Origin of the sequence: Desulfoscipio gibsoniae DSM 7213, assembly GCF_000233715.2 — a bacterium.
Classification (GTDB): domain Bacteria; phylum Bacillota; class Desulfotomaculia; order Desulfotomaculales; family Desulfallaceae; genus Sporotomaculum; species Sporotomaculum gibsoniae.
Genome location: NC_021184.1, coordinates 1,449,162 through 1,470,405, shown reverse-complemented (window position 1 = coordinate 1,470,405; position 21,244 = coordinate 1,449,162). Strand labels below are relative to the sequence as shown.

Below are 21,244 nucleotides of genomic sequence, written 5' to 3'. Positions count from 1 at the left end.
TATACGGAGGTTTACCTTGGAACAGTTCCAAAGGGATATTTTATTTTTCCGGGTACGATAAGCCCCTGCTTGTTGAGCAACTGCTTATCACACCCGGAAATTTTTATTACCATTTTTCAAATTACACCCAGCTCATTAAGGTGGGGCTTGGTGGCTTCAACAAAATCCGCCAGTTTCTTCGCCGCCAGACGCTTGTTTCTTTCCTTTACCACATCATACGGCAGCATTAGCTTTAAGCGGTATTTACCGGTGGCTTCAACTTTAGGCAGCTCCCTTTCCAGAGGAACCCCCAACTGGTTTTCTATAGCGTCCTTTTTTTTCAAAAGCGGAACAAATACTTGTTTTTTATTACCATCCATAACCAGGTCAATCACTAAATACTCCTGTCCTTTATAAGGACCTTTGCGGGGACGGGTTTTACCGATCCTGTAATATATATTGTTGCTGCCGAACACTCTTATACACTTCCATGATTCGGCAATGCCAAATTTATTGCTCAACGAGGTATAAGCAATTTTAATACCTCGTTCATTCAATATCTTTTTAGCCCGGGATAACACATCATCCAAAAAATCATCAAATGATTGGGTATCATCCTGAACAGTTTGGATTGGCTGCAATTGCTCCAGGTCGGTTTTTTTCAGCAACCACTGTTCAAACAGTTCAAGAATCATTTTTTTACTATCCGCATTACTATCGGCTTTAAAGTTAATTTCTATGTTGCCTCTGGTAAGTTCCTTAAGAAAATCATTTTTATGCCTGCTAAACTGTTCCATAAATTTACTATCCATAAATAGATGCCCTCCATAAACTAACTGCATAGGACCGCAGTGCTCTACGACCATCTGGAGATAGCGCCGTACATATAAGATGGAACCTGTCGGTTGCGGGATCGAGCATATTTTGTATCACACCGAACCGCAACCAGCAGATTTTTATTCAAAAATTGCTCTACTATAATGATTTATTATCAGTGACCGCCAACTTTAAGAATACCGGAGGCAGCCAACGTAAGCACAGTAATCTCCAATACTGCAATGGTGGCATAGGGAATATCTTTCTTGCGCAGGTAAGCAGGTAATAGAAGTGTTAAATAACCCACTATAGTAAGCAAAGCCAGAAAAGCAATACCTATAAAGTTTAGATAATCACCGTTTCCCAACATGCCCAGCCATGCCCAACCATGCGGGGCCCCGGTGGCTGCCAGGTAATCATGAACACTCATTCCCCAATATTGAGATATTTCCGCGGGCGGAATATACGAGCTCATTATACCACTCATGTAAAGAAGGAAAGTGACTACCAGTATGCCAATTCCAGTCCAGGAGCAATACAGGAGCAAGTTAGCGTATTTAATTTGCTCAGCAGGTACTTCCACCTGGGGTGTCGCAGCCTTTTGCTTGGCCGGTGCAGTCTGCTGTTGCACTTTTTCTGCTCTCACTTGACTACTCATATATCTCTACCTCCATCTAGTATCCTAATCCTTTGAGAAAGGACCTGATTCCGGCAAATAACAGCATGATAATAACCATGTTGCGCACTATTTTGGGTTTAGCCCCGGCCAATAGCTTAACACCCACCAGTGAACCCAGCATAATACCCAGTACCGACGGTACAGCTATGATAGGCAATACCGCTCCCTGATTTAAATAAACCCATGCTGCCGACGTATCAGTAATGGATAATAGGAACTTACTTGACCCCACAGCGATTTTCAGCGGTGCACCCATAAGCAGGTTCAATACCGGTACATTGGCCCAGCCGGCGCCCAGACCAAACATTCCAGCAACCAAACCGATAGCCACGAAAAGCAAGAATCCCTGTGGAGTGCGCCAGACCATCCATTTAACCGGACGACCGGCCGAGGGCTCATAATAGGAACCACTGATATTAAGAGAACGAGATAATGCATCAGGCTGCCCTACATTGGGAAATTCACTGTTTTTCGAGAATATAAAAAGTACCGCAATCAAGCTGATGGTAATACCCAAACAAATTTGTAATAAGTCTGCCGGTAGCGCCAGGCCGATAAACGCTCCCACAATACTGAAGGTGGATGCAATAAGCGCCACCGGCAAGGCCAGTCGCAAATTAGCCAGATTGGCTTTCAGTAAACCAGGGCCTGCCGCCAGGGCACCTGCCAAGGCGACAATCAGTCCCGCGCCCCGTACAAAATCCAGGTGGAACGGAAAGAAACTACCTACGATGGGTACAAACAGCACTCCGCCACCCACACCCGCCATCACAGCCACTATGCCCATAACAAAGCATGTTACCAGCAATATAAGAGGCCACGCCCACCAGGGCATCCCCGGCGTTCCCGAGGCCTGGGTCACTGCCGAGGCCACCTGGGAGTTGTTAGCCAGCTCCATGATCATGCTTGCCTTGGCTAAAATTCCTTCCAGCATATTTTTCCCCCCGCTACTATAATCTTTTTTTTAAAAGTAATCACTTTACAATTAATAACCAAATAATATAGCATTATTAAATTTATAACGTCTGGCTCATTTAACCGCGAACCAGGTACTCTCCAGTTCATCCCCCCTTTGTTCCTTTTTTGCAATTTGAGAATGTGATATAATGAATTTGCGTTCTTTACATTCCCGACGGAGAATGTGAAAAAAATTATTTTTATTGATTGTTTATCGTTGCATATATCATGCCAGAATAAATATCGCATCATCTGTGGATTTTTAAACACTCAACAACATTACCATTGTTTGATAAGAGACAATTTTATTTATTAATTATTTATCCGAGTCAAATGTGAACCAAGACACAAGTAAAATAAAGGCTTGCACTATTGCATAATAACAGACAGTCATTTGTGCGTTATCAGACAATCTTTATAATAATGGCTTGCAATTATTTCGTTAAACAATTACAATTGTTAAAAAGAGCACAAAGCCTAATCAGCGCCTGGCTTCACCCAAATTATTACAGAAAGGTAATCCCATGAATAAGATAAATACCGGTTTTTTTGACGGGTTGATTGGTGGAAGCTTGCGTAATCAATTTTTGCTGATTATCACGCTGCTGCTAATAATTCCAATACTGGTAATTCTATATGACTTGTTTTTTGCCAGCCGCAGCGATGAAGCCATGTTTATAGAGCGCGAGGAAAAACTGGGCACCATTATTAATTCAGTGATAATACCTGACATTAAGAAAACAATTACTAACACTAGTAGTGACACAAGTATCAACAACCTTGATACCACTCATAAAACTGAACTGCTTAAAGCAGCATTCGACGAAGCAGCCAAACCACTGGTACCCAGTAATCCGGGAGTGCGCTTCGGGCTATATATTCCCGAAACAGGCCAGATCTTTGTACAGGGTTTTTTGCACCAGTACCGCGATTTAAGTCCGGAGGAACAAAGAGATAGGGAAAGAAGGATTTTGGATGAGGCCAACAGCGGTTTAATTAACGTAGCCGCCGGGGGGCAACCGCTGGCACGTCTGGCCAGCAGCTTAAATGACCAAACATTTGAATACTTGTCCCCGGTTTATATTGACAACCAACTGGTTGCCGTTGCCTGGGCCGACCAAGGGGTACACCCCATCTTTGCCCAAAGTCGCTACTTTCGTACTCTAACTCGTTATTTCACCCTACTGGCACTGCTGATCAGTCCCATTGGAGCACTGATTGTCGTGCACAATTTATCCAGCGGGGTGACTAAAATAAAAAACGGACTCCACATTATGGAAAGGGATCTCAGTCACCCTATACCTGACTTACCCGGTGAGATCGGCCAAATAGCCCAGGAGATTAATAAAATGGCAGAATCTCTGGCCGAAAAGGAAAAATTGGAGGAGGAGTTGCGCCGCTCGGAACGATTGGCGGCACTGGGACACTTGGTTACCGGTGTGGCCCATGAGTTGCGCAATCCAATTGGTGTCGTAAAAACCACCGTGCAGTTAATGGAGAAGGATTTCGCCCACATCAGCGAAACCAAAGAATATGTAAAAGTAATTAATGAGCAAATCAGCCGCTCCAATAGAGTTATTGAGGAATTACTAGATTTCGGGCGTCCCAGTAAACAGATAGTCCAAAGCGCGTCCATCAATGCCCTGCTGGAAAAAGTATTAACCTTTACTTCTTCCATGCTACGCCAGCAGCGTATCCAACTAAAGTTACAGCTGGACGAAAGCATACCCGCCGCAGAGGTGGATGCGGAAAGAATCAAGCAGGTTTTCGTTAATTTAATACTGAACGCCACCCAAGCCATGCCCGATGGTGGAACATTGACCATTAGAACTTATCATGACAATAAATGGGCATATACTGATTTTACGGACAACGGCCAAGGTATCGATTCATCTGAACTGGATAGTATATTTGACCCGTTTTATACCACCAAGGAAAGCGGTACCGGTCTAGGGCTATCCATCAGCCACCAGATAGTGCGCATGCACGGCGGCCATATCAACGTGAGAAGTCATGTTAAAGAAGGAACCACCTTTACAGTACAATTACCCCTGCCGGAAATATTGGATCTTTATAATTAATGTCATCAAACTGGGGGGATAAACATGGCACCTAAAATATTAATAGTTGATGATGAAGAGCATATGTGTTGGGCACTGGACCGGGCCATGCGCCAGGAAGGTTACCAGACCCTGGTGGCCTACCGGGGCCAACAGGGTCTAGGGCTGATTCGAGAAGAGTCTCCTTCACTGGTAATTTTGGACCTGCGCATGCCGGACATGGATGGCATGGAAGTTTTAAAGGAAGCCAAAGCTATCAACCCAAAGCTTCCTGTTATTATGCTTACTGCCCACGGCACCATTGAAACAGCCATTGAAGCTATGAAAATGGGTGCTACCGACTATATCACCAAACCTTTTGATTTAGACGAGTTGAAACTGGTGATCAAACAAAACTTGTTATTAAGCCAGCTGGAAACCGAGGTAACTTTCCTGCGCTCAGAGCTGACCAGCAAATACGATAACATTGTGGGCCAAAGCAGAATAATGCAGGAAATTATCGCCCTTATTGAAAGGGTCGCCCACAGTAATGCCAGTGTATTAATTACCGGCGAAAGCGGCACAGGTAAGGAAGTGGCCGCTGTAGCCGTTCACAATAACAGTCCGCGGCATAATGCCCCCTTTGTTGCAGTCAACTGTGCAGCCCTACCGGAACAATTATTGGAAAGTGAGTTATTCGGCCATGAGCGGGGTGCCTTTACCGGCGCAATGACACGCAAACTGGGGCGCTTTGAACTTGCGGACAAAGGAACCATCTTTTTAGATGAGATTGCCGAAATGCCTTTAAATATGCAGGCTAAACTGCTCAGAGTACTGCAGGAAAAAACGTTTGAGAGAGTTGGTGGCACTGAAACACTTTCTGTAGATGTTCGGCTTATTGCAGCCACCAATCGCCAGCTGAATGAAGCGATTACCAAAGGTGAATTCAGAGAAGATTTGTTTTACCGGTTAAATGTAATACATATCCACCTGCCGCCGCTCAGGGAGCGCAAAGAGGATATACCACTGCTTGCTAAGCATTTTTTAAATAAATATGGGATAACGTACCAAGTAGAAAACATATCTGTCCAGGCTATGGAGCTTTTATGCAACTACAACTGGCCAGGTAATATTAGGGAACTGCAAAATGTTATTGAGCGGGCTGCCATTATTTGCCACGGCACAACTATTAATCCTGAGCATTTGCCCAGAGAGCTTTATGCTTCTCCCCAACCAAGTTCAGGTTTGTTGCTGGAAATTCCGGAGCATGGCATATCGCTGGAGGAAGTGGAAAAGGAACTGATTTTAAAAGCTTTGAAAAAAAGTGATGGTAACCAAACCAAGGCTGCTCAATTATTAGGTATTACCCGTTCGGCATTGCTTTATCGATCACAAAAATACGGGGTTACCTGGAATTAAAATAATTTTTCTAAAATAAATAAAAAAATACTCCGGCTAGAAGGATTTTCTGAATCAATTCAGAATATTTTATACAATAATCCCTTGACAATATAACGTATATAAATTATTATACGTAAGTTAATTAAGAGAGCCATGACCCGTCGGGTCAGACAAATGAAAATAACGCCGGGGGCGCATTTTTATAAATTTAAGCGAAAAATGGTGGTGGCTATGGCTAAGGAATTGATATCGGATAAAGGCCCGGTAGTAATTGAAGGGCCAGTTTCCCAGGCATATCTGGACACATTGGAAATTAACCAGGCTTTAAACAACTTCAGAAATGCTAAGCGGCAAAAAGAGGCGCTTGGGTTGGTAGCCAACCTTCCCGAAGGAATGGTTTACATCGCCCGATCTGGACAGGAAATAATTGGCTATATTCTATTTCACTACCCTAATCAGTATAGCCGGTGGGTCAGACATCCCCGCATCCTGGAATTAGGTGCCATTGAAGTCAGCCGGGAATGGCAGAAAAGGGGTCTGGCCAAGGCGATTTTGCATGAGGCCTTTAAAAACCCCGTACTGGAAGAGTATGTAATAATCACTACAGAATTCTATTGGCACTGGGATCTGAAAAACAGCGGTCTTGGAGTGTGGGAATACCAGAGTATGCTCAAGCACATTTTTGGATCAGTAAACTTTAAGCGGCGGCACACTGACGACCCTGAAATCCTAGAACACTCCGCCAATATGTTAATGGTACGCATAGGTAAGAATGTAAGCAAGAATCATATAGAAATGTTTGACGAGCTTACCTACCAGAACTCTATCATCATATAAAAAAAAGCCCGGGATAAAAATCCCGGGCTTTTCACTTTTATTCGTTTATATAAATATTACAAAACAGAGCCGGCTAAATACCCCTGGTAAATGGCATGCATTGCTTTGCGCGGGGCTACCGCATCACCTACCATATAGACTTCGGGCAGCTGTTCCTTCACCCTTTCACACAAATCATTAAGCGAGCGCGACCCCACCGCAAGCACTGCTTAAAAAATAAACAACCGGATTTGCTCCGGTTGCAGCTAACTAAAAGACTAATTTTTAATCGTTATCCAACACCTTTTGGGTATCAATGTCATGCATAATGGCAACCGGCTGCTTCTTTTTCTCAAAACCAATTATTTGCTTCATTTTCTCCACCCTGGTGGGCAAGTCACCGGTTATTTCCACATAAGGCACGTTCATAATATCGAGGAAGTTTTTAATTTTTTGATCAACTACCACTGCATATTCATCATCCTGGTAACGAATGCCGTCTTTTTCAAAGGCAAACTCCCTGGGAATGTAAAACACATCATATCCCGGCAGGTCCTTCATGGCCCATTCAAAAAGCTTTATTAATGCATATGTTTCCTTATCGCTTTTGAAATCACAATTCATTAAACCGTAAACATAGTTAAGAATAGTAGCATTATCACAGAAAATAATATCGCAATGTCTCAACTCATTTTCCCGGCGCTTTTGACCCTCATATAGCAAAAACTGCTCAAAAATTGTGAAAGGTGTACCATAGCGAGCAATATAGGTACGGGCATACTCCAGACATACATCGCTAATATACCCGGCCAGGCTGTATTCTACGTCAAGCTGTTTGCAAAGCGTAGTTTTGCCGGTGCCAGGCCCCCCCAGTATGGCTATTTTTCTTGTTTTTTCTTTCCTCTGCCGCATTATTTTATCCCCCCTTACCTTATATTATTTCTGCGCTTGTGCACTTTTTCCTTTATCGAGAAAACAGTTGCAATCAGTAACGCGCGTTTATCACCGCCGAATACTCTTCGGCACTACCCGCTCCGCTATAAAGCGAAAACCAGCTTTAAAATTATTATACATTAATTTGCCTTGTTCCCTGTTAATATTATGGCTAGCCGGCTTGTCATTAATTTCCAATTACTATCGCTAGAAATATATTCAACTTTTTAATTTAGAAGCAGGATTTTATATTAAAACTGACGAAGCTTTAGGGTAAAATAAATGGCCACAAATGTGTCCTAATTTAAAAGCTGCAAGGGAAGAGGAGGAGAATCATGTCAGAAGCAGTTAATTATTTTGATGAGGTTAGAGAAGTTGTCCTGGAAATGGGCGGCCAAGATATTACCTTATGTAAACAGTGCGGCTTGTGCAGCGGCTCCTGCCCCTGGGGCAGGATGGAAAAAGAGAGCCCATTCAGCATTCGCCAAATGATTTACATGGGTCGGCTGGGCCTGGACGGTTATGAAAGCGACGATATTCTTTTTGCCTGCACCACCTGCGGTCAATGCGTAGTGCGCTGCCCCCGCGGCGTAAACATTATTAATGTCGTTCGTGCCATGCGCTCCGTACTTTGTGAAACTGGTGGCATTCCCAAAAACCTGAAAGCCGTGCTGGGCAGTATTAACAGCAACAGCAACCCCTGGTCCCAAGACAGCGAAAAGCGTACCTCCTGGACCCAGGGACTGGATATTCCCACCTTTAACGGTGAGCAAGAATATCTGCTGTTTGTTTGCTGCACATCAGCTTTTGACGGCCGCAGCCAGAAGATTGCCAGGGCCATTGCTACCACCCTGCAGAAGGCGGGTGTCAGTTTCGGTATTATCGGCAATGAAGAGAAATGCTGCGGTGAAGCTGTACGTAAAATTGGTGCCGAAGAGGAATTCACCAACCTGGCAGAAGCTAATATTGAACTGTTTAACGGCAAAGGAGTCAAGAAAATCATCACTACCTCGCCCCACTGCTACTGGACATTTAAAAACGAATACCCCGAATTTGGCGGCGAGTTTGAAGTAATTCATTATACCGAATTATATGCCCAGCTGCTTAAAGATGGCAAAATCAAGCCTGCTAAAGGGCTGGATAAAAAAGTCATTTACCATGAGCCATGCTATCTGGGCAGGCACAGTAAAGTGTTCGAGGCACCACGGGAAATAATAACTTCCATTCCTGATGTACAGTTTATGGAATTTGATAAAATCAAAGACGACAGTATGTGTTGCAGTGGCGGTGGAGCCCGCATTTGGATGGAAACCGAAGCCGGTATGCGCTTCTCGGATGTCAAGGCCCAGGAAGCTATGGACAAAGAAGCCGATTACCTGGTCACTGCCTGCCCCTACTGCATTGTTATGCTGGAGGACAGCCTGAAAAATATTGACAAGGACGAAAAAATGGCGGTTAAGGATCTCAGTGAATTAATAGCTGACAGCATGGAATAAAAAAATCATAAAAGAACTAACTCCAGGTCCGGTCGAATTTTTTTTTCGGCCGGGCTTTTTTGACTTATTAATCAAGCAAAAAGTGCACATACTATATCTAAATAAAACTAGTTAAACAGGAGGTTAGGGAAAATATGCTATCTACTACAAGCCTTGCCGATTTTTTGCGCAAAGCCAATGAAAGGCTGCCCGAGGAAGCGGAAAGGGTGCTGCAGGCGTTGTTGGAACAAGGCAACATGAACAAAGAGGATCTTTCACTGTCTGCCCGGGTTAAAAGGGCAGTGTTGGATCATATTATCATGCAGCTGTATGCACTGGGTCTGGTGGAAATTTCTACAGAAGGAAAAAGCAAAATTTGCAGCGCCACCAAGTTGGGCAACGAATTTTTTAGCCTGGTCAAGGCCGGATAATTGCTCCGGCCTTATTTTTTGGACCGCCGCACTGTTGGACATGTTATAATAATGCCTAACATTAAGATCCTAATATAAGGAGTATATTGATGGCGGAGAATATAGAAATACTGAAAAAAATCCCATTATTTGCTTTACTGGAAAATGAACAGCTAAAAGAAATGGAAAAATTCATTTTAGAGCGGAACTACCAAAAAGGAAGAATTATTTTCATGGAGGGTGAGCCGGGCGAAGCGGTATTTTTTGTTAAGTCCGGCCGGGTCAAGGTAACCAAACAAACCAAAGACGGGCGAGAGCATATATTACATTTTATCAACCCCGGGGAAGTATTCGCGGAAGTGGTTTTATTTGACGATGGCACTTATCCGGCCACCGCTGAGGTAATCGAGGACTGCACCGTGGGCTTTATTAGAAACGCTGATATGGAAAAAATCATTGGCACTAACCCCGATATGGCTCTGGGATTGCTTAAAATCATGGCCCGGCGCTTGCGCATATCTCAAAACCAGCTGATTGAGCTGGCTTTAATGGATACTACCCGCCGGGCCGCCAGCATGCTGCTTTTCCTGGCCGGTGAACAGGGTACTAAAACTGACCGGGGTATAGTCATTGACATTTCGTTGACCAATCAAGATCTGGCCAGTTTAATTGGCACTTCCCGGGAAACCGCCAATCGCATAATTAATGATTTTAAAAGACAAAAGGCTATTGACGTTAAAAAAGGCCAGGTAACTATACTGGACAAGTATAAGTTACGTTCGTGGATCTGAGGAAGATCGTGCCCCTATACCCATTACAGTGCTTCAAGTTGAAAATGCAGCAAGTCGCTTTGTTAACAAACTTTTCGTCTATTACTCGATAATAGCACTTAAAAAATGATGTAAAATATTGGCTGTCATGCCCCAAATAAAATAATTTTTGTATTCATATATATATGTGGGGTAGGACCAGCGCTTAGTCCAATCACCCCTATATGTTTCCGGCACCCGGTGCAGAGGAAAATCTTTACTATAACGGGTGGCCACCTCTACTTTACTCACCTGCGGGGGGTTGAACTGAAAAAAGGATAAGGGCACAGTAAAAACTTCAGCCACCTCGCCACGGTTGGGTGCAATATTCCCGGGGGACAATATCCGTCCCACAAAGGGGTATATCAATGTTCCCATAGGGGTAACCAGCACATCCAGCGCACCTATGGTCGTTATATCACCGGTGGACAATCCCAGTTCCTCAGCAGCTTCCCTCACGGCGGCGGAACCCGGTTGACTAAGCTCGTTTTCCTCTACTTTGCCCCCGGGAAAACATATTTCCCCGGGCTGCCTGTTAAGGTGTTGGGAACGCACCTCAAACAGGATCTCGAGACCACCGGTACTATATACCAGCGGTAGAAGCACCTCCGATACCAGGTAATTATTTTTATCCATTAAATCTAATTTTCCATTGTTTAGTTTTTGCATAATTTTATTTTCGTTCATAATCCGCTCCATAAAAAATTTCTATATAAGCAACCCTGGACATTACCGAGCAAGAGTTTGCAAACCTGCTTATAAAAGCACGCATGCACGACTGCTTATATATATGCCCTGGCACAAATAAGTACCAGACCAAATATAACACCAGCTTATTATAGCATCTTATTATTTTAACCTTCACCTTTTTCAACTTTAAAGCTTACGTTTTATATTGTCAATATTAGCACGGTTTATCCGCGCCGGTCGATGCCTTATTGCATGCTTTATCGTATGCTTAACTGTTACAACCCGTATTTATTCTGCAGCTGCCTGGATATCTGGTTAACTGCATGAAAGGCTCTTTCCACAGTAGCAGCACCATCGGCATTAACCAGGCAGCACCGGGCCGGTGCCAGCCAGGCACGGTCTAAAATAACCTCCAGCGGTATCCCCCGGCCTGACAAGTAACTCCAGTATTCCTCCAGCCTGCGCGCCAGCATATCCACGCTTTCTACATTTAATTCCTCGGTGAGGGTGGGCACAATACCCCAGGAAATTATGGCACCACGCTCTAAAAAAGTTTTTATTTCATCAACATAGCGGGTAAATATGTGCCCGTTACCATAGATGTCTACGGATAGAATATCCAAATCCAACCCGCTCAGTAGAAATGACCAATCTGGATTGCCGCATAAGTGCACGCCGCGGGGACCCTCCAAGGTATCTAAAAAACCGGCAAAATCTCTTTTAGCCAGATCACTTGCATACCCCGTAAAGGACCCGAACAGTATTTCCAGCCCCGGTTCATCCACCCACACAAAGGGCACAGGGTGCACATCAAGCAGCTGGCGGTATTGAGCATTAATTTTACGGGCAATAAAATCAAACATAAATGAGCGTATTTCGTCATTATAAATTATGGGTTTCATATTTTCATCGGTGACCTTGAGCCCAAAGCTGATGGGCCCGATATTTTGCCCGCGCACCACTGCGAACTCGCTTAAATCCTGCTTTAAAAAGGTTTTAAACGCTGCGGAATAGGCATCAGAAAGCGTAAAAGTACTTTCCTCCTCACTGTGCACTGCGTATGCGCCCAATTCTTCGTAAAAAGCGTTTGTATCCAGCCATAACTTTTTCTTTTGTTCATCCAGCCTGATCCCGGGAAAATTTTCGCTTACTTGTACGTACATGTCCTCGTAAAAGCTATACCCGGGGAGCTGAGGCCAAAAAGGGATATCCATGGTAAGAGCAACTTCCATAGCAGCGTTTATTTCCTTATGGGGCAATATACCCATAGCAGTGGTCATACAATTACCCGGTAGTTTTAGCATAATAATGCACCTCCTGTTGGTTTCCCCTTGAACCTTAACAGGAAACCACCTGTTTTGCCACATTATATATAATTTAGCCGTCTAAAACCATATTATTAATAACTGGTTGACCGTGATATTTATCACACCCGGTGCATAGTTTTGAGCCATTTAGCCGGGAATTTTATTTTCAAGTCATGCTACAATCAAAAAACCGGTTAGCAATGATACAGGCTATAAAGTTACTTGCCCAGCCGTTACTTTGACTTGCAATTAAACACCATCATTGTAAACAGCTATAAAAGTTCTGTTTTACTCGATAGTTTCCTTAACCCGCCTGACCAACAAACTACAACAAAGCCGGATATTTTGCTCCGAGTAAATGCGCAGGTTACCGGTATAATAGTATTCAAACAGTTCTTCAACAACCGACATCTCATCCAATCCCTTTTGCAGCAATAGGATAATCTTTTCCCGAGCCCATTCCGCCTCAGTACGAGCTAAATTCCAGAACTCCCGGACCTGTTTTGATCCTTGAATGATTTGTTCATGTGCGCCGGCCAGTATGCTTACCGGCAAATCCGCCAGGCGGTTGATGGTGGAGACGTACTTTTCATAGCTTTCAAAGAAAATAGGAAACAAGCGATTATTGTCAATGGGAAAACCTGCGCAATCCGAGCTGAAGAGCACTTCCCCTTCGGGGAGATAGGCCACTAAACTGCACGGGCTGTGCCCCGGGGCATGGTAGAATTGCAAACGCACCCCAGGGGACGGTTCCCAGCACATCCCATCCTCAATAACATCGTCCACATCAATGGTTGCTGGAGCAGCAATGCCGGCTGTTTCCGTTAAATAACCCTCATTGCACAGCACCCGGGTCATGGCAGCGTCTTCTGCAAAAAAGTGCGCCACCACTTTGGAACGCTGCAGAACATCCCGAGCTTTGGCCGATGCGGCAACACGCGCGCCGGGGAACAACTGTCGCAACCCGGGCATGCCACAAACATGGTCAAAATGAGCATGCATAATCACCAAATGATTAATTGACGGTGCAATATCACTACTTTGCACCTGGCCCGCAACAGCAGGTACCACGGCACTAACGGCACCTTCCAACAGCACCGCTGGATTTTTACCAACAGCGTAAATACGAAAGTGCCGGTTGCCCAGCACGGTTATCTGTTCAGTTAAGTACAATATGCTACCGCCTTTCTGTGAAAATCGCAAAAACCAGTTCAGTAGTTCAAATACCTATTTTCCTGGTCGGCATTAACACTTTTTTTTCTTTCACGGCAAAAATACCATGCGGAGATAAACGAATTTCCGGCAAGTGGGTGGCAGAAAGAAAATGGATAGTATACAACAAGTCATAATGAGTATGGCCTTTTTTAGCCAGTAATGAGTACAGTTCTTGACATTTTGCAATTAATTCATCAAGGGACTGGTCGCTCATCATACCACCCAGAGTCAGGGGTAATTCGAAAACTATTTGCCCATCTTCAGCAACCACCACACCACCTCCAATGTCAAACACACGCCTGGTGGCTCGCAACATCTCCTCAGGATTTCTCCCCAACACCGCAATATCACCTGAATAGGTATTAGAACAGGCCATTCCGGACAGGTCGTCAGCAAATCCGCCAGCTATTCCGCTACAGATCCAGTTCCCCATATGGTCCAGCAGGGCGGCATAAATCAAGCCGGATTCACCGGTTATGTCTATCACACCATCCCGCACCGGCAGTTTTAAATCCCGTTGTTTGGTTATTGCCGGGCTGACAAACTGCATTACTGGAAATAAACCATCATAAGCAGGGGGTATAATATCAGTCCTCTCAATATGATAACTCGAGATCGAAGTAATGTTATAGTCTTGCCAGTTAGGTTGATCAAATTCTATAAGCTTTCTGCCTTTTTCCGCCGCCAAAGTACCTTCAGTTAACACTTTTACAGGTGTAGGGTTGGTCAGATCCTCCAGGAAAAGAATGTCTGCCAGCTTACCGGGGGCTATACCGCCCAGTTCATTGTCTAATCCGTAGTATGTCGCCGGATTGATAGTAGCCATACGGTAAGCTTCCACCGGGGGCAAGCCGGATTCAATGGCTAAACGCAGTATATAATCGGTGAATCCATGTTGTATGGTTGGAGGTGTTGTACCATCAGTGGTAATCATGGTTCTGCGCAAATCCACTTTGGCGTTTAATAAATCCTGCAGTAATTTAGGCAGATCCGGTCTGAGTGAACTATGACGCAACGTAGCGTACATGCCCAGGCGCAAACGTTGTATAGCTTCCTCCCCCGTAATACTTTCATGACAAGCTGTTACCCCTCCGGATGTCAGCGCGTTTAAAGTTTGCAAGGACGCTCCGGGCGCATGGCCCTCAACACGTTTGCCTAACCGGCTTGCCGTGAGCATATTATTAAGCATTTGTTCCCTGCCGGAAATCAGTGAAGGCCAGTCAGTGAGTTCCCCTGCCTGCCTGGCCACCGTTTGGTCCAATAGGTACTCAATTCTTTGCATTGAGAATTGTTCCATACGCTGAGGGGAATATGTTTGGGGATCCAGGCGAACCCCCCAAAGTATTTTTACCGGCAGTTCAGCTAGTTCTTGCCAGAGATGGGTCAGCTGCCTTTCATCCATGTTATTAAAAAAAAATAGGCTGTCGCATATTAAAGTAGTAGTTCCCAAAGTCATTACTTTTTCGGCCAGGGTAACCGGGTTATATGTTTGAAAAGGATGGGCATGAGGTTCAATATATCCGGGACAAAGATATAAACCTTTTGCATTCAGCACCCGGGTTTCCTTTCCAACCATGTTGACTGCATCACCCACATATGCTATATGGCGACCTTTTATTGCCACATTTGACTTAACTAATTCACCTGTGTAAACATTTACCACCATACTATCTGTAATATAGAGGTCAGCTTTGACGTCACCCTTTGCAGTACAAATTAAATTATATAAACTCTGCCTGTTTAAAGGTCGCAATTTTTGATTTTTCATAAAACCTCCATAATAATAGTTTATATAAAATTAATTATATCACCAGCATAATACAACTTTCCAGAACATTATAAATATTTACTAATCAACAGATAACTCGTGACACTATTTAAAGATTTAATACTTTTGGGCTAGCCCACAATTCCTCCCTTTGCTTAACAGACAGGTGGCCATATTGATTGTAAAATATATTTAAGCTTTATTTATGCATCTGCAAAGGGGTTGTACCAATGGTTCTGAAAAATTTTTCTCTACCATCCCAATCAATTTTTCAAAATATAACTGAGCTTGAACGGGTGTCCTCCGAATTAAATACCGTTCGGCATCTCTACAACCAACTGGACACTATTATCGAAACCTCTTTTGATGGTGTTATGATTACAGATGTGCATGGCAGAGGTGTTAGAATAAATCAGGCCTTAGCTCGCTTAACCGGTCTTGACGATAGCTATTTTATCGGTAAGCGAATAGATGATTTATTCAGGAAAGGTATTTTTAAATGGGAATCTGTAACCATTAAAGCTTTACAGGAAAAGCGCACAGTTACTGCTTATCAATATATTAACCCAACGGGCAAAGAGGTGCTGGTGACGGGCAATCCTGTGTTCGACCATTTGGGCAAAGTAACGGGCGTAATAACTAATGTTCGGGATATTACTGAATTAAACCAATTAAAGGAAAAATTGCAACAAACTCAAATTTTAAATGAACAGTATCATACTGAACTTTACCAGTTATTGTTAGAAAAGTTTCATCATGACACGGTTATTGTTGAAAACAAGGAAATGCAAAAGATTTTATATTTAGCTATCAAGTTAGCCCAAACAGATAGTACAGTGTTAATTACCGGTGAGTCTGGCGTCGGTAAAGAAATAGTTGCCAGGGTTATACATAATAGTGGTGACAGGGCAAAGTATGGCAAATTTGTACAAATTAACTGCTGCGCCATCCCTGAGACTTTACTGGAAGCAGAGCTTTTCGGCTACGAGGCAGGTGCCTTCACAGGGGCTAAAAAACAAGGGAAAATGGGACTATTTGAACTGGCTAATAAGGGCTCAATTATGTTGGATGAAATAGCCGAAATGCCGTTAAGTATACAAGGTAAGCTGCTGCGCGTACTACAAGAACAAGTGCTTTATCGATTGGGCGGCACCAAGCCCATAAAGGTTGATGTTAGAGTTATTGCCGCTGCTAATAAAGATTTGTGGGAATGTGTACGAGAGGGTACTTTCCGGGAGGATCTTTATTACCGTATTAATGTAATACCCATAAAAGTTCCTCCACTACGCCAACGCATTGAAGACATTGCACCGCTGGCACTGCATTTTCTTAAGAAATGCAAGGAAAAACATAAAATAGAAAAACGGTTGGATTCTGAAGCACTTACGGAATTGGAGAGATACTCCTGGCCCGGTAATGTTCGAGAAATGGAAAACATTATTGAGCGACTGGTTATCCTGTATGAAGGAGATGTTATTCAGGCTCAGCAGGTCAAAGAACAGCTGCTACTGCATGATAAGAAAACAATTCCACCAGTTACCATTAACTATTTACTGCCGATAAAGGATGCACATGATATACTGGATAAAGAGTTACTGGATATGGCTATAAATCGTTACACAACATCACGAAAAGCAGCTAAGGCATTGGGCATTTCACATTCCAGTGTAATCCGTAAAATGGCGCGTTATAATATAAAAACACAAAAAAGGCATAATGCCAGCAAGTAATACTAATTAAACGCATATAGAGCATGGTGCAATACTGAAAAAAAATGGTTCAACCAGGCACCAAAAATCAATTTGGCACCAACTAATTATTAAGACATTATATCTGCAAATAACCAATCACCGCTAAATTTGCGCCATTCAGGCCACTTGGACAACTAATTAGATATGAAACAAAAAATTAGGCATCTTATTTGCTACTGTATGCTGCTAAAGGAAGGGGGAGTAATAATGTCACCATCACCAATAATTTTTGCGGAAAAATTTAATGCTGCAGAGTATTTTGTAGACCAAAACATTAAGGCGGGACGTGGTGAAAGAGTAGCTATCTATTATGAAGATAAAACTATTACTTATCAGGAGGTATATGAAAACGTAAATCGTACCGGTAATGCATTATTAACTTTGGGAATAGGATTAGAAGACAGGGTAATGCTGTTGCTTTTTGATTGTCCCGAGTTTGCTTACAGTTTTTTTGGTGCTATGAAAATCGGTGCTGTACCGGTTCCCACCAATACAATGCTTAAACCGAGAGACTACCTTTACTTATTAAACGACAGCCGTGCTAAAGCAATAATTGTCAGCCAGGAACTACTGGGCAACATTATTGAAATATACGATGAGCTTCTATATCTAAAGCACATCATTGTGGTTGGCGATGACGCACCTGAAAAGTATTTTAATTTTTCAGACCTTTTGAAAAAGTCAGCCACGGATTTGTCCACTGCTGCCACAACAGCGGACGACCCTGCCTTTTGGCTTTATAGTTCGGGAACCACCGGTTTTCCAAAGGGTGCCGTGCATTTGCATCACGATATGATTTACTGTGCCGAATATTATGCCAAGGGCATTCTCGGTATCAATGAAAATGATATTACTTTTTCAGTGGCCAAATTATTCTTTGCCTACGGGCTTGGTAACGGCCTGTACTTTTCTTTCAGCGTTGGTGCATCCACAGTATTAGTACCTCAAAGACCGACGCCGGAATCAGTATTGAAAACTGTTACTAAATACCGCCCCACACTTTATTTTGGAGTACCAACATCCTATGGTGCAATACTGCAAATAGAAAATGCAGAACGGGATTATGATTTGAGTTCCATCAGGCATTGTGCATCAGCCGGCGAATCATTACCCGCACCAATATTTTTAAAGTGGAAGGAAAAGTTTGGACTGGAAATATTAGATGGCATAGGTTCCACAGAAGTATTGCATATATTTATAAGCAATAGACCGGGTGCAATTAAACCAGGAAGCACTGGTCAAGTTGTACCGGGTTATGAAGCTAAGATTTTGGATGCCGATGGAAACCGCGTACCGCAAGGTGAAGTCGGTACTTTAATGGTTAAAGGGGATAGCATAGCGGCTTATTACTGGAACAAACACCAGAAAACCAAAGAAACCTTCATCGGTGAATGGATAAATACCGGTGATAAATACTATCAAGATGAAGATGGATATTTCTTCTATGTCGGCCGGGGCGATGATATGATCAAGGCTGGCGGAATATGGGTCTCTCCAGTGGAAGTTGAAAATGCATTAATGGCTCACCCGGCAGTGCTTGAATGCGGTGTGGTGGGCAAACCTGATTCTGATGGAATGTATAAGCCACTTGCTTATGTAGTTTTTAAACAAAATGTAGATTCTAATGATCAGCTTTTAGAAGAGTTAAAGAAATTTGTCAAATCGAATATTGCTCCTTATAAGTACCCGCGTTGGGTTGTACCGGTTGAAGAACTGCCTAAAACAGCAACGGGCAAAATTCAAAGGTATAAGTTAAGGCAGCAGGCCATTGAATCTACTGTGTTGGAATAAAAATTTTAGTTGTTTTAAAAGTTAAGATAGATAAAATTAATTTTCTCAAAATTTTTTAAATAGAAACAATAAAAAACCGGCAAATTATACATATAATTATGAATACTTTGACCGGTTTTTTGTTTTTAAGCATTGCTGGCGATTAGTCGTCAAAAGTATTTAGCTGCAGCAAAATACAAGCTTTAAGGTTGTACAATTCCAACCTGTACAACCTTAAAGCTTGCGAAAGAGTTTAAAATATTAACTTTATGAAAATAAAATCTCCTTACTGCGCACATCGTACAGTCCGGAAGGGGTTATTCTGATAAAAGGCACTCCTGTATGCGCCAAAAAGTCCAGTGTTATCAAAGGACCGGATTTACAACCCCTTTCCATGAGATACTGTTCAATCACCTTTAATTCTCTATTCAGGCTACCCATGTCCCGGTTTGACATAATTCCTCCTATAACCATTGGACATTCTCCTTTAATTTGCCCTCCATCCACCAGCACAAGTCCACCACCTATTTCCATCATCCGGTTAAAGGCTAGTGCCATATCATCTTCATTATTACCTATTACAAATGGTGTATGGTGGTCGTGGGCAGTGCTGGTGGCCAAACCGCCAATAGAAGCACCGTAGCCTTTCATAAACGCCGTGGCAAACCTATCCCTATTAATGTGTAACATACTAATTTTAAGTATATCTTCGTCATTAATTATAAGTTCGCCGGATTTTACCGGTAGTTTCACATAATCTAACTTGGTGATAGTACGATTTACAATTTTTATCACGGGAACTTGCTCATATTCTCCATCCGCTGCAACGGCCTTAACTAAAAAATGCTCGGTTACAGCAGCCTTAAAGGAAGGCACCCGTCCGGAGCGCCAGTTCCCAGGATGAAAGCGTGGGCAATTTAGTTGAGAATGTTGTATTAATTTACCGTTTTCCGCCACTATCTCACCATTGACCATTACCTTTACCGGAGCAGGTAATGACGGGTGCTCCAAAAATAGTATATCCGCATATCGTGAGGGTCCAATCCCTCCCACCACCCGGTCAATCCCCAGGTATTGAGCAGGATTTATAGTTGCCATTTGTATCGCCTTCACCGGAGGTACACCGCACCTGATAGCTTCTTCAACCAAAAATACCATATAGCCGTGGGTTAAAATATCACCCGGGCTAAAGCAGTCCGGAGTTAACATCATCCATCTGGTATCCAACTCCGGGTCCATAGTAATTACACGCGAAAGGGCTTCCAAATCACTGCGAATAGATCCATGTCGAAGCATGGCATGTATACCAAGGTTAATCCGGTGTTGTATTTCCTCCGGGGTAATGCTCTCATGACAAGATGTTATGCCGACATTTATCAAAGCATTTAGTGTTTCAGGCGAACAACCTGCTCCATGGCCCTCTATGCGCTTATTCAAACGGCGAGCCAGATTTAGTTTGCTTAATACCGTTTCATCAAGATCGATAGCCCTGACCCAGCTTACCAACTCACCCACCGCAAGCACCCTGGGGTGATTGATGAATCTGGTATACTCCTCCATGGAGAGGCTTTCTTCACCCTCAAGATGTGGAAAAATCGGATTGGCTGCAGTAACAGCATAAAAGAATTTCAATGGCAGTTGTTCGGTCATATCCAGCAAAGCCTGAATACCAGTTACCCCCAGGGCCGCTGTTAATGATTTAGTATCAGTCATTATAGCCGTTGTACCCCGGGGAAGTATTTCATTTACCAGAGTTATTGGATTAGCGCCAAAATCAGTATGTCCGTGGGGATCAATATAACCCGGTGCCAGAAACATCCCCGTGGCATCAATAACTTCTGTTTCCTCACCTACCATACTATCTGATGTGCCGACATAAGCAATTCGGCTACCCTTTATAGCCACCTTGAGCCCGGACTGTACCTTGCCGGTGTAAGTATTGATTATTCTGGCATTATTAATAACTTTGTCGGCATGAACTCTGCCCAAGGGCACTTGAATTAAATCTTTATACTCTTCCATATTCATGTAGTAGATATTCCCCCTTTTAAAGAGGTCATCCAGTTCTTCATTACCTTCTGGCGGCAGTTGACCGTATTCTTGAAGGTATTGTTGTATGAGCTGGCTTTCCCACTGGTTGCACATTTTACCAGGAATGTTTAATAGCTCCGGAGGTGCAGGCTTCTGTACAAGTTAGCTTTGGCTCGCCGGTAGATGGTTTGCATGGCGCGCAAATATATTGTAATTGGTTACGGCTTTTATCCCTAACACCAACAACCTCATCATCATAGTCATCCTCGTAAATATAAAATATTTGTTCCGGGCAAGCTTTTACACATGGCTTTTCTACACAAGAGGCGCACTTCTCAGTATCAATACTGATAAAAAACTCACCGGCACCATCTTTGTAGCCATAATTAGCAATCATA

19 protein-coding genes are annotated in these 21,244 nt (G+C 43.3%); 8 read left to right on the top strand and 11 right to left on the bottom strand.

Annotated elements, in window-relative coordinates:
* Window positions 1-116 precede the first annotated feature (116 nt).
* From DESGI_RS06850 to DESGI_RS06840, 3 genes are all read right to left on the bottom strand, one after another.
* Window positions 117-791, bottom strand: a complete 675-nt coding sequence (locus DESGI_RS06850; protein WP_006522737.1) for a hypothetical protein — start codon at window positions 789-791, stop codon at window positions 117-119.
* A gap of 179 nt (window positions 792-970) precedes the next feature.
* A complete protein-coding gene (locus DESGI_RS06845; RefSeq protein ID WP_006522736.1) occupies window positions 971-1,453 on the bottom strand; it encodes a hypothetical protein in 483 nt (160 codons plus the stop codon).
* 16 nt (window positions 1,454-1,469) lie between these two features.
* Window positions 1,470-2,408, bottom strand: a complete 939-nt coding sequence (locus DESGI_RS06840; RefSeq protein ID WP_006522735.1) for a sulfite exporter TauE/SafE family protein — start codon at window positions 2,406-2,408, stop codon at window positions 1,470-1,472.
* A 547-nt stretch (window positions 2,409-2,955) separates the two neighbouring features.
* Between DESGI_RS06840 and DESGI_RS06835 the strand changes: the two genes are divergently transcribed.
* The 3 genes from DESGI_RS06835 to DESGI_RS06825 all read left to right on the top strand — a co-directional run bounded on the left by DESGI_RS06835 (window position 2,956) and on the right by DESGI_RS06825 (window position 6,708).
* Complete coding sequence (locus DESGI_RS06835) at window positions 2,956-4,512, top strand: ATP-binding protein (RefSeq protein ID WP_006522733.1); 1,557 nt, start codon at window positions 2,956-2,958, stop codon at window positions 4,510-4,512.
* A gap of 24 nt (window positions 4,513-4,536) precedes the next feature.
* The gene (locus DESGI_RS06830) at window positions 4,537-5,889 is read left to right on the top strand and encodes a sigma-54-dependent transcriptional regulator (RefSeq protein ID WP_006522732.1); all 1,353 of its coding nucleotides are present in this window, start codon (window positions 4,537-4,539) and stop codon (window positions 5,887-5,889) included.
* A gap of 156 nt (window positions 5,890-6,045) precedes the next feature.
* Complete coding sequence (locus tag DESGI_RS06825) at window positions 6,046-6,708, top strand: GNAT family N-acetyltransferase (RefSeq protein ID WP_245561158.1); 663 nt, start codon at window positions 6,046-6,048, stop codon at window positions 6,706-6,708.
* Between the two features lie 56 nt (window positions 6,709-6,764).
* Here the strand turns inward: DESGI_RS06825 and DESGI_RS24445 are convergent, their stop codons facing one another.
* Together DESGI_RS24445 and DESGI_RS06820 are read right to left on the bottom strand one after the other, a co-directional pair.
* Window positions 6,765-6,905 (bottom strand): hypothetical protein, encoded by a 141-nt coding sequence (locus tag DESGI_RS24445; protein WP_157872742.1) that lies wholly within the window; start codon window positions 6,903-6,905, stop codon window positions 6,765-6,767.
* A 67-nt stretch (window positions 6,906-6,972) separates the two neighbouring features.
* A complete protein-coding gene (locus DESGI_RS06820) occupies window positions 6,973-7,599 on the bottom strand; it encodes an AAA family ATPase (protein WP_006522730.1) in 627 nt (208 codons plus the stop codon).
* A gap of 356 nt (window positions 7,600-7,955) precedes the next feature.
* Between DESGI_RS06820 and DESGI_RS06815 the strand changes: the two genes are divergently transcribed.
* The 3 genes from DESGI_RS06815 to DESGI_RS06805 all read left to right on the top strand — a co-directional run bounded on the left by DESGI_RS06815 (window position 7,956) and on the right by DESGI_RS06805 (window position 10,296).
* The gene (locus tag DESGI_RS06815) at window positions 7,956-9,116 is read left to right on the top strand and encodes a (Fe-S)-binding protein (RefSeq protein ID WP_006522729.1); all 1,161 of its coding nucleotides are present in this window, start codon (window positions 7,956-7,958) and stop codon (window positions 9,114-9,116) included.
* Between the two features lie 134 nt (window positions 9,117-9,250).
* Window positions 9,251-9,526, top strand: a complete 276-nt coding sequence (locus DESGI_RS06810) for a transcriptional regulator (RefSeq protein ID WP_006522728.1) — start codon at window positions 9,251-9,253, stop codon at window positions 9,524-9,526.
* 89 nt (window positions 9,527-9,615) lie between these two features.
* Window positions 9,616-10,296, top strand: a complete 681-nt coding sequence (locus tag DESGI_RS06805) for a Crp/Fnr family transcriptional regulator (protein ID WP_006522727.1) — start codon at window positions 9,616-9,618, stop codon at window positions 10,294-10,296.
* An 81-nt stretch (window positions 10,297-10,377) separates the two neighbouring features.
* Here DESGI_RS06805 and DESGI_RS06800 read toward each other — a convergent pair whose 3' ends face one another.
* The 4 genes from DESGI_RS06800 to DESGI_RS06785 form a co-directional block, all read right to left on the bottom strand.
* Window positions 10,378-11,001 (bottom strand): NUDIX hydrolase, encoded by a 624-nt coding sequence (locus DESGI_RS06800; protein WP_006522726.1) that lies wholly within the window; start codon window positions 10,999-11,001, stop codon window positions 10,378-10,380.
* A gap of 278 nt (window positions 11,002-11,279) precedes the next feature.
* The gene (locus tag DESGI_RS06795; RefSeq protein ID WP_006522725.1) at window positions 11,280-12,308 is read right to left on the bottom strand and encodes a uroporphyrinogen decarboxylase/cobalamine-independent methonine synthase family protein; all 1,029 of its coding nucleotides are present in this window, start codon (window positions 12,306-12,308) and stop codon (window positions 11,280-11,282) included.
* Between the two features lie 291 nt (window positions 12,309-12,599).
* The gene (locus DESGI_RS06790) at window positions 12,600-13,484 is read right to left on the bottom strand and encodes an MBL fold metallo-hydrolase (RefSeq protein ID WP_006522724.1); all 885 of its coding nucleotides are present in this window, start codon (window positions 13,482-13,484) and stop codon (window positions 12,600-12,602) included.
* Window positions 13,485-13,530: 46 nt separating this feature from the next.
* The gene (locus DESGI_RS06785) at window positions 13,531-15,294 is read right to left on the bottom strand and encodes an adenine deaminase C-terminal domain-containing protein (protein ID WP_006522723.1); all 1,764 of its coding nucleotides are present in this window, start codon (window positions 15,292-15,294) and stop codon (window positions 13,531-13,533) included.
* A gap of 230 nt (window positions 15,295-15,524) precedes the next feature.
* On the opposite strand from DESGI_RS06785, the gene DESGI_RS06780 reads away from it, so the two are divergent.
* Both DESGI_RS06780 and DESGI_RS06775 read left to right on the top strand, forming a co-directional pair.
* The gene (locus DESGI_RS06780) at window positions 15,525-17,024 is read left to right on the top strand and encodes a sigma-54 interaction domain-containing protein (protein WP_006522722.1); all 1,500 of its coding nucleotides are present in this window, start codon (window positions 15,525-15,527) and stop codon (window positions 17,022-17,024) included.
* A 228-nt stretch (window positions 17,025-17,252) separates the two neighbouring features.
* Complete coding sequence (locus DESGI_RS06775) at window positions 17,253-18,836, top strand: benzoate-CoA ligase family protein (RefSeq protein WP_006522721.1); 1,584 nt, start codon at window positions 17,253-17,255, stop codon at window positions 18,834-18,836.
* A 246-nt stretch (window positions 18,837-19,082) separates the two neighbouring features.
* Here the strand turns inward: DESGI_RS06775 and DESGI_RS06770 are convergent, their stop codons facing one another.
* Window positions 19,083-20,843: an adenine deaminase C-terminal domain-containing protein gene (locus DESGI_RS06770; RefSeq protein ID WP_006522719.1), complete on the bottom strand. Its 1,761-nt coding sequence runs from the start codon at window positions 20,841-20,843 to the stop codon at window positions 19,083-19,085.
* A gap of 118 nt (window positions 20,844-20,961) precedes the next feature.
* Window positions 20,962-21,243: a hypothetical protein gene (locus DESGI_RS06765; protein WP_006522718.1), complete on the bottom strand. Its 282-nt coding sequence runs from the start codon at window positions 21,241-21,243 to the stop codon at window positions 20,962-20,964.
* Between the last annotated feature and the right edge of the window lies 1 nt (window position 21,244).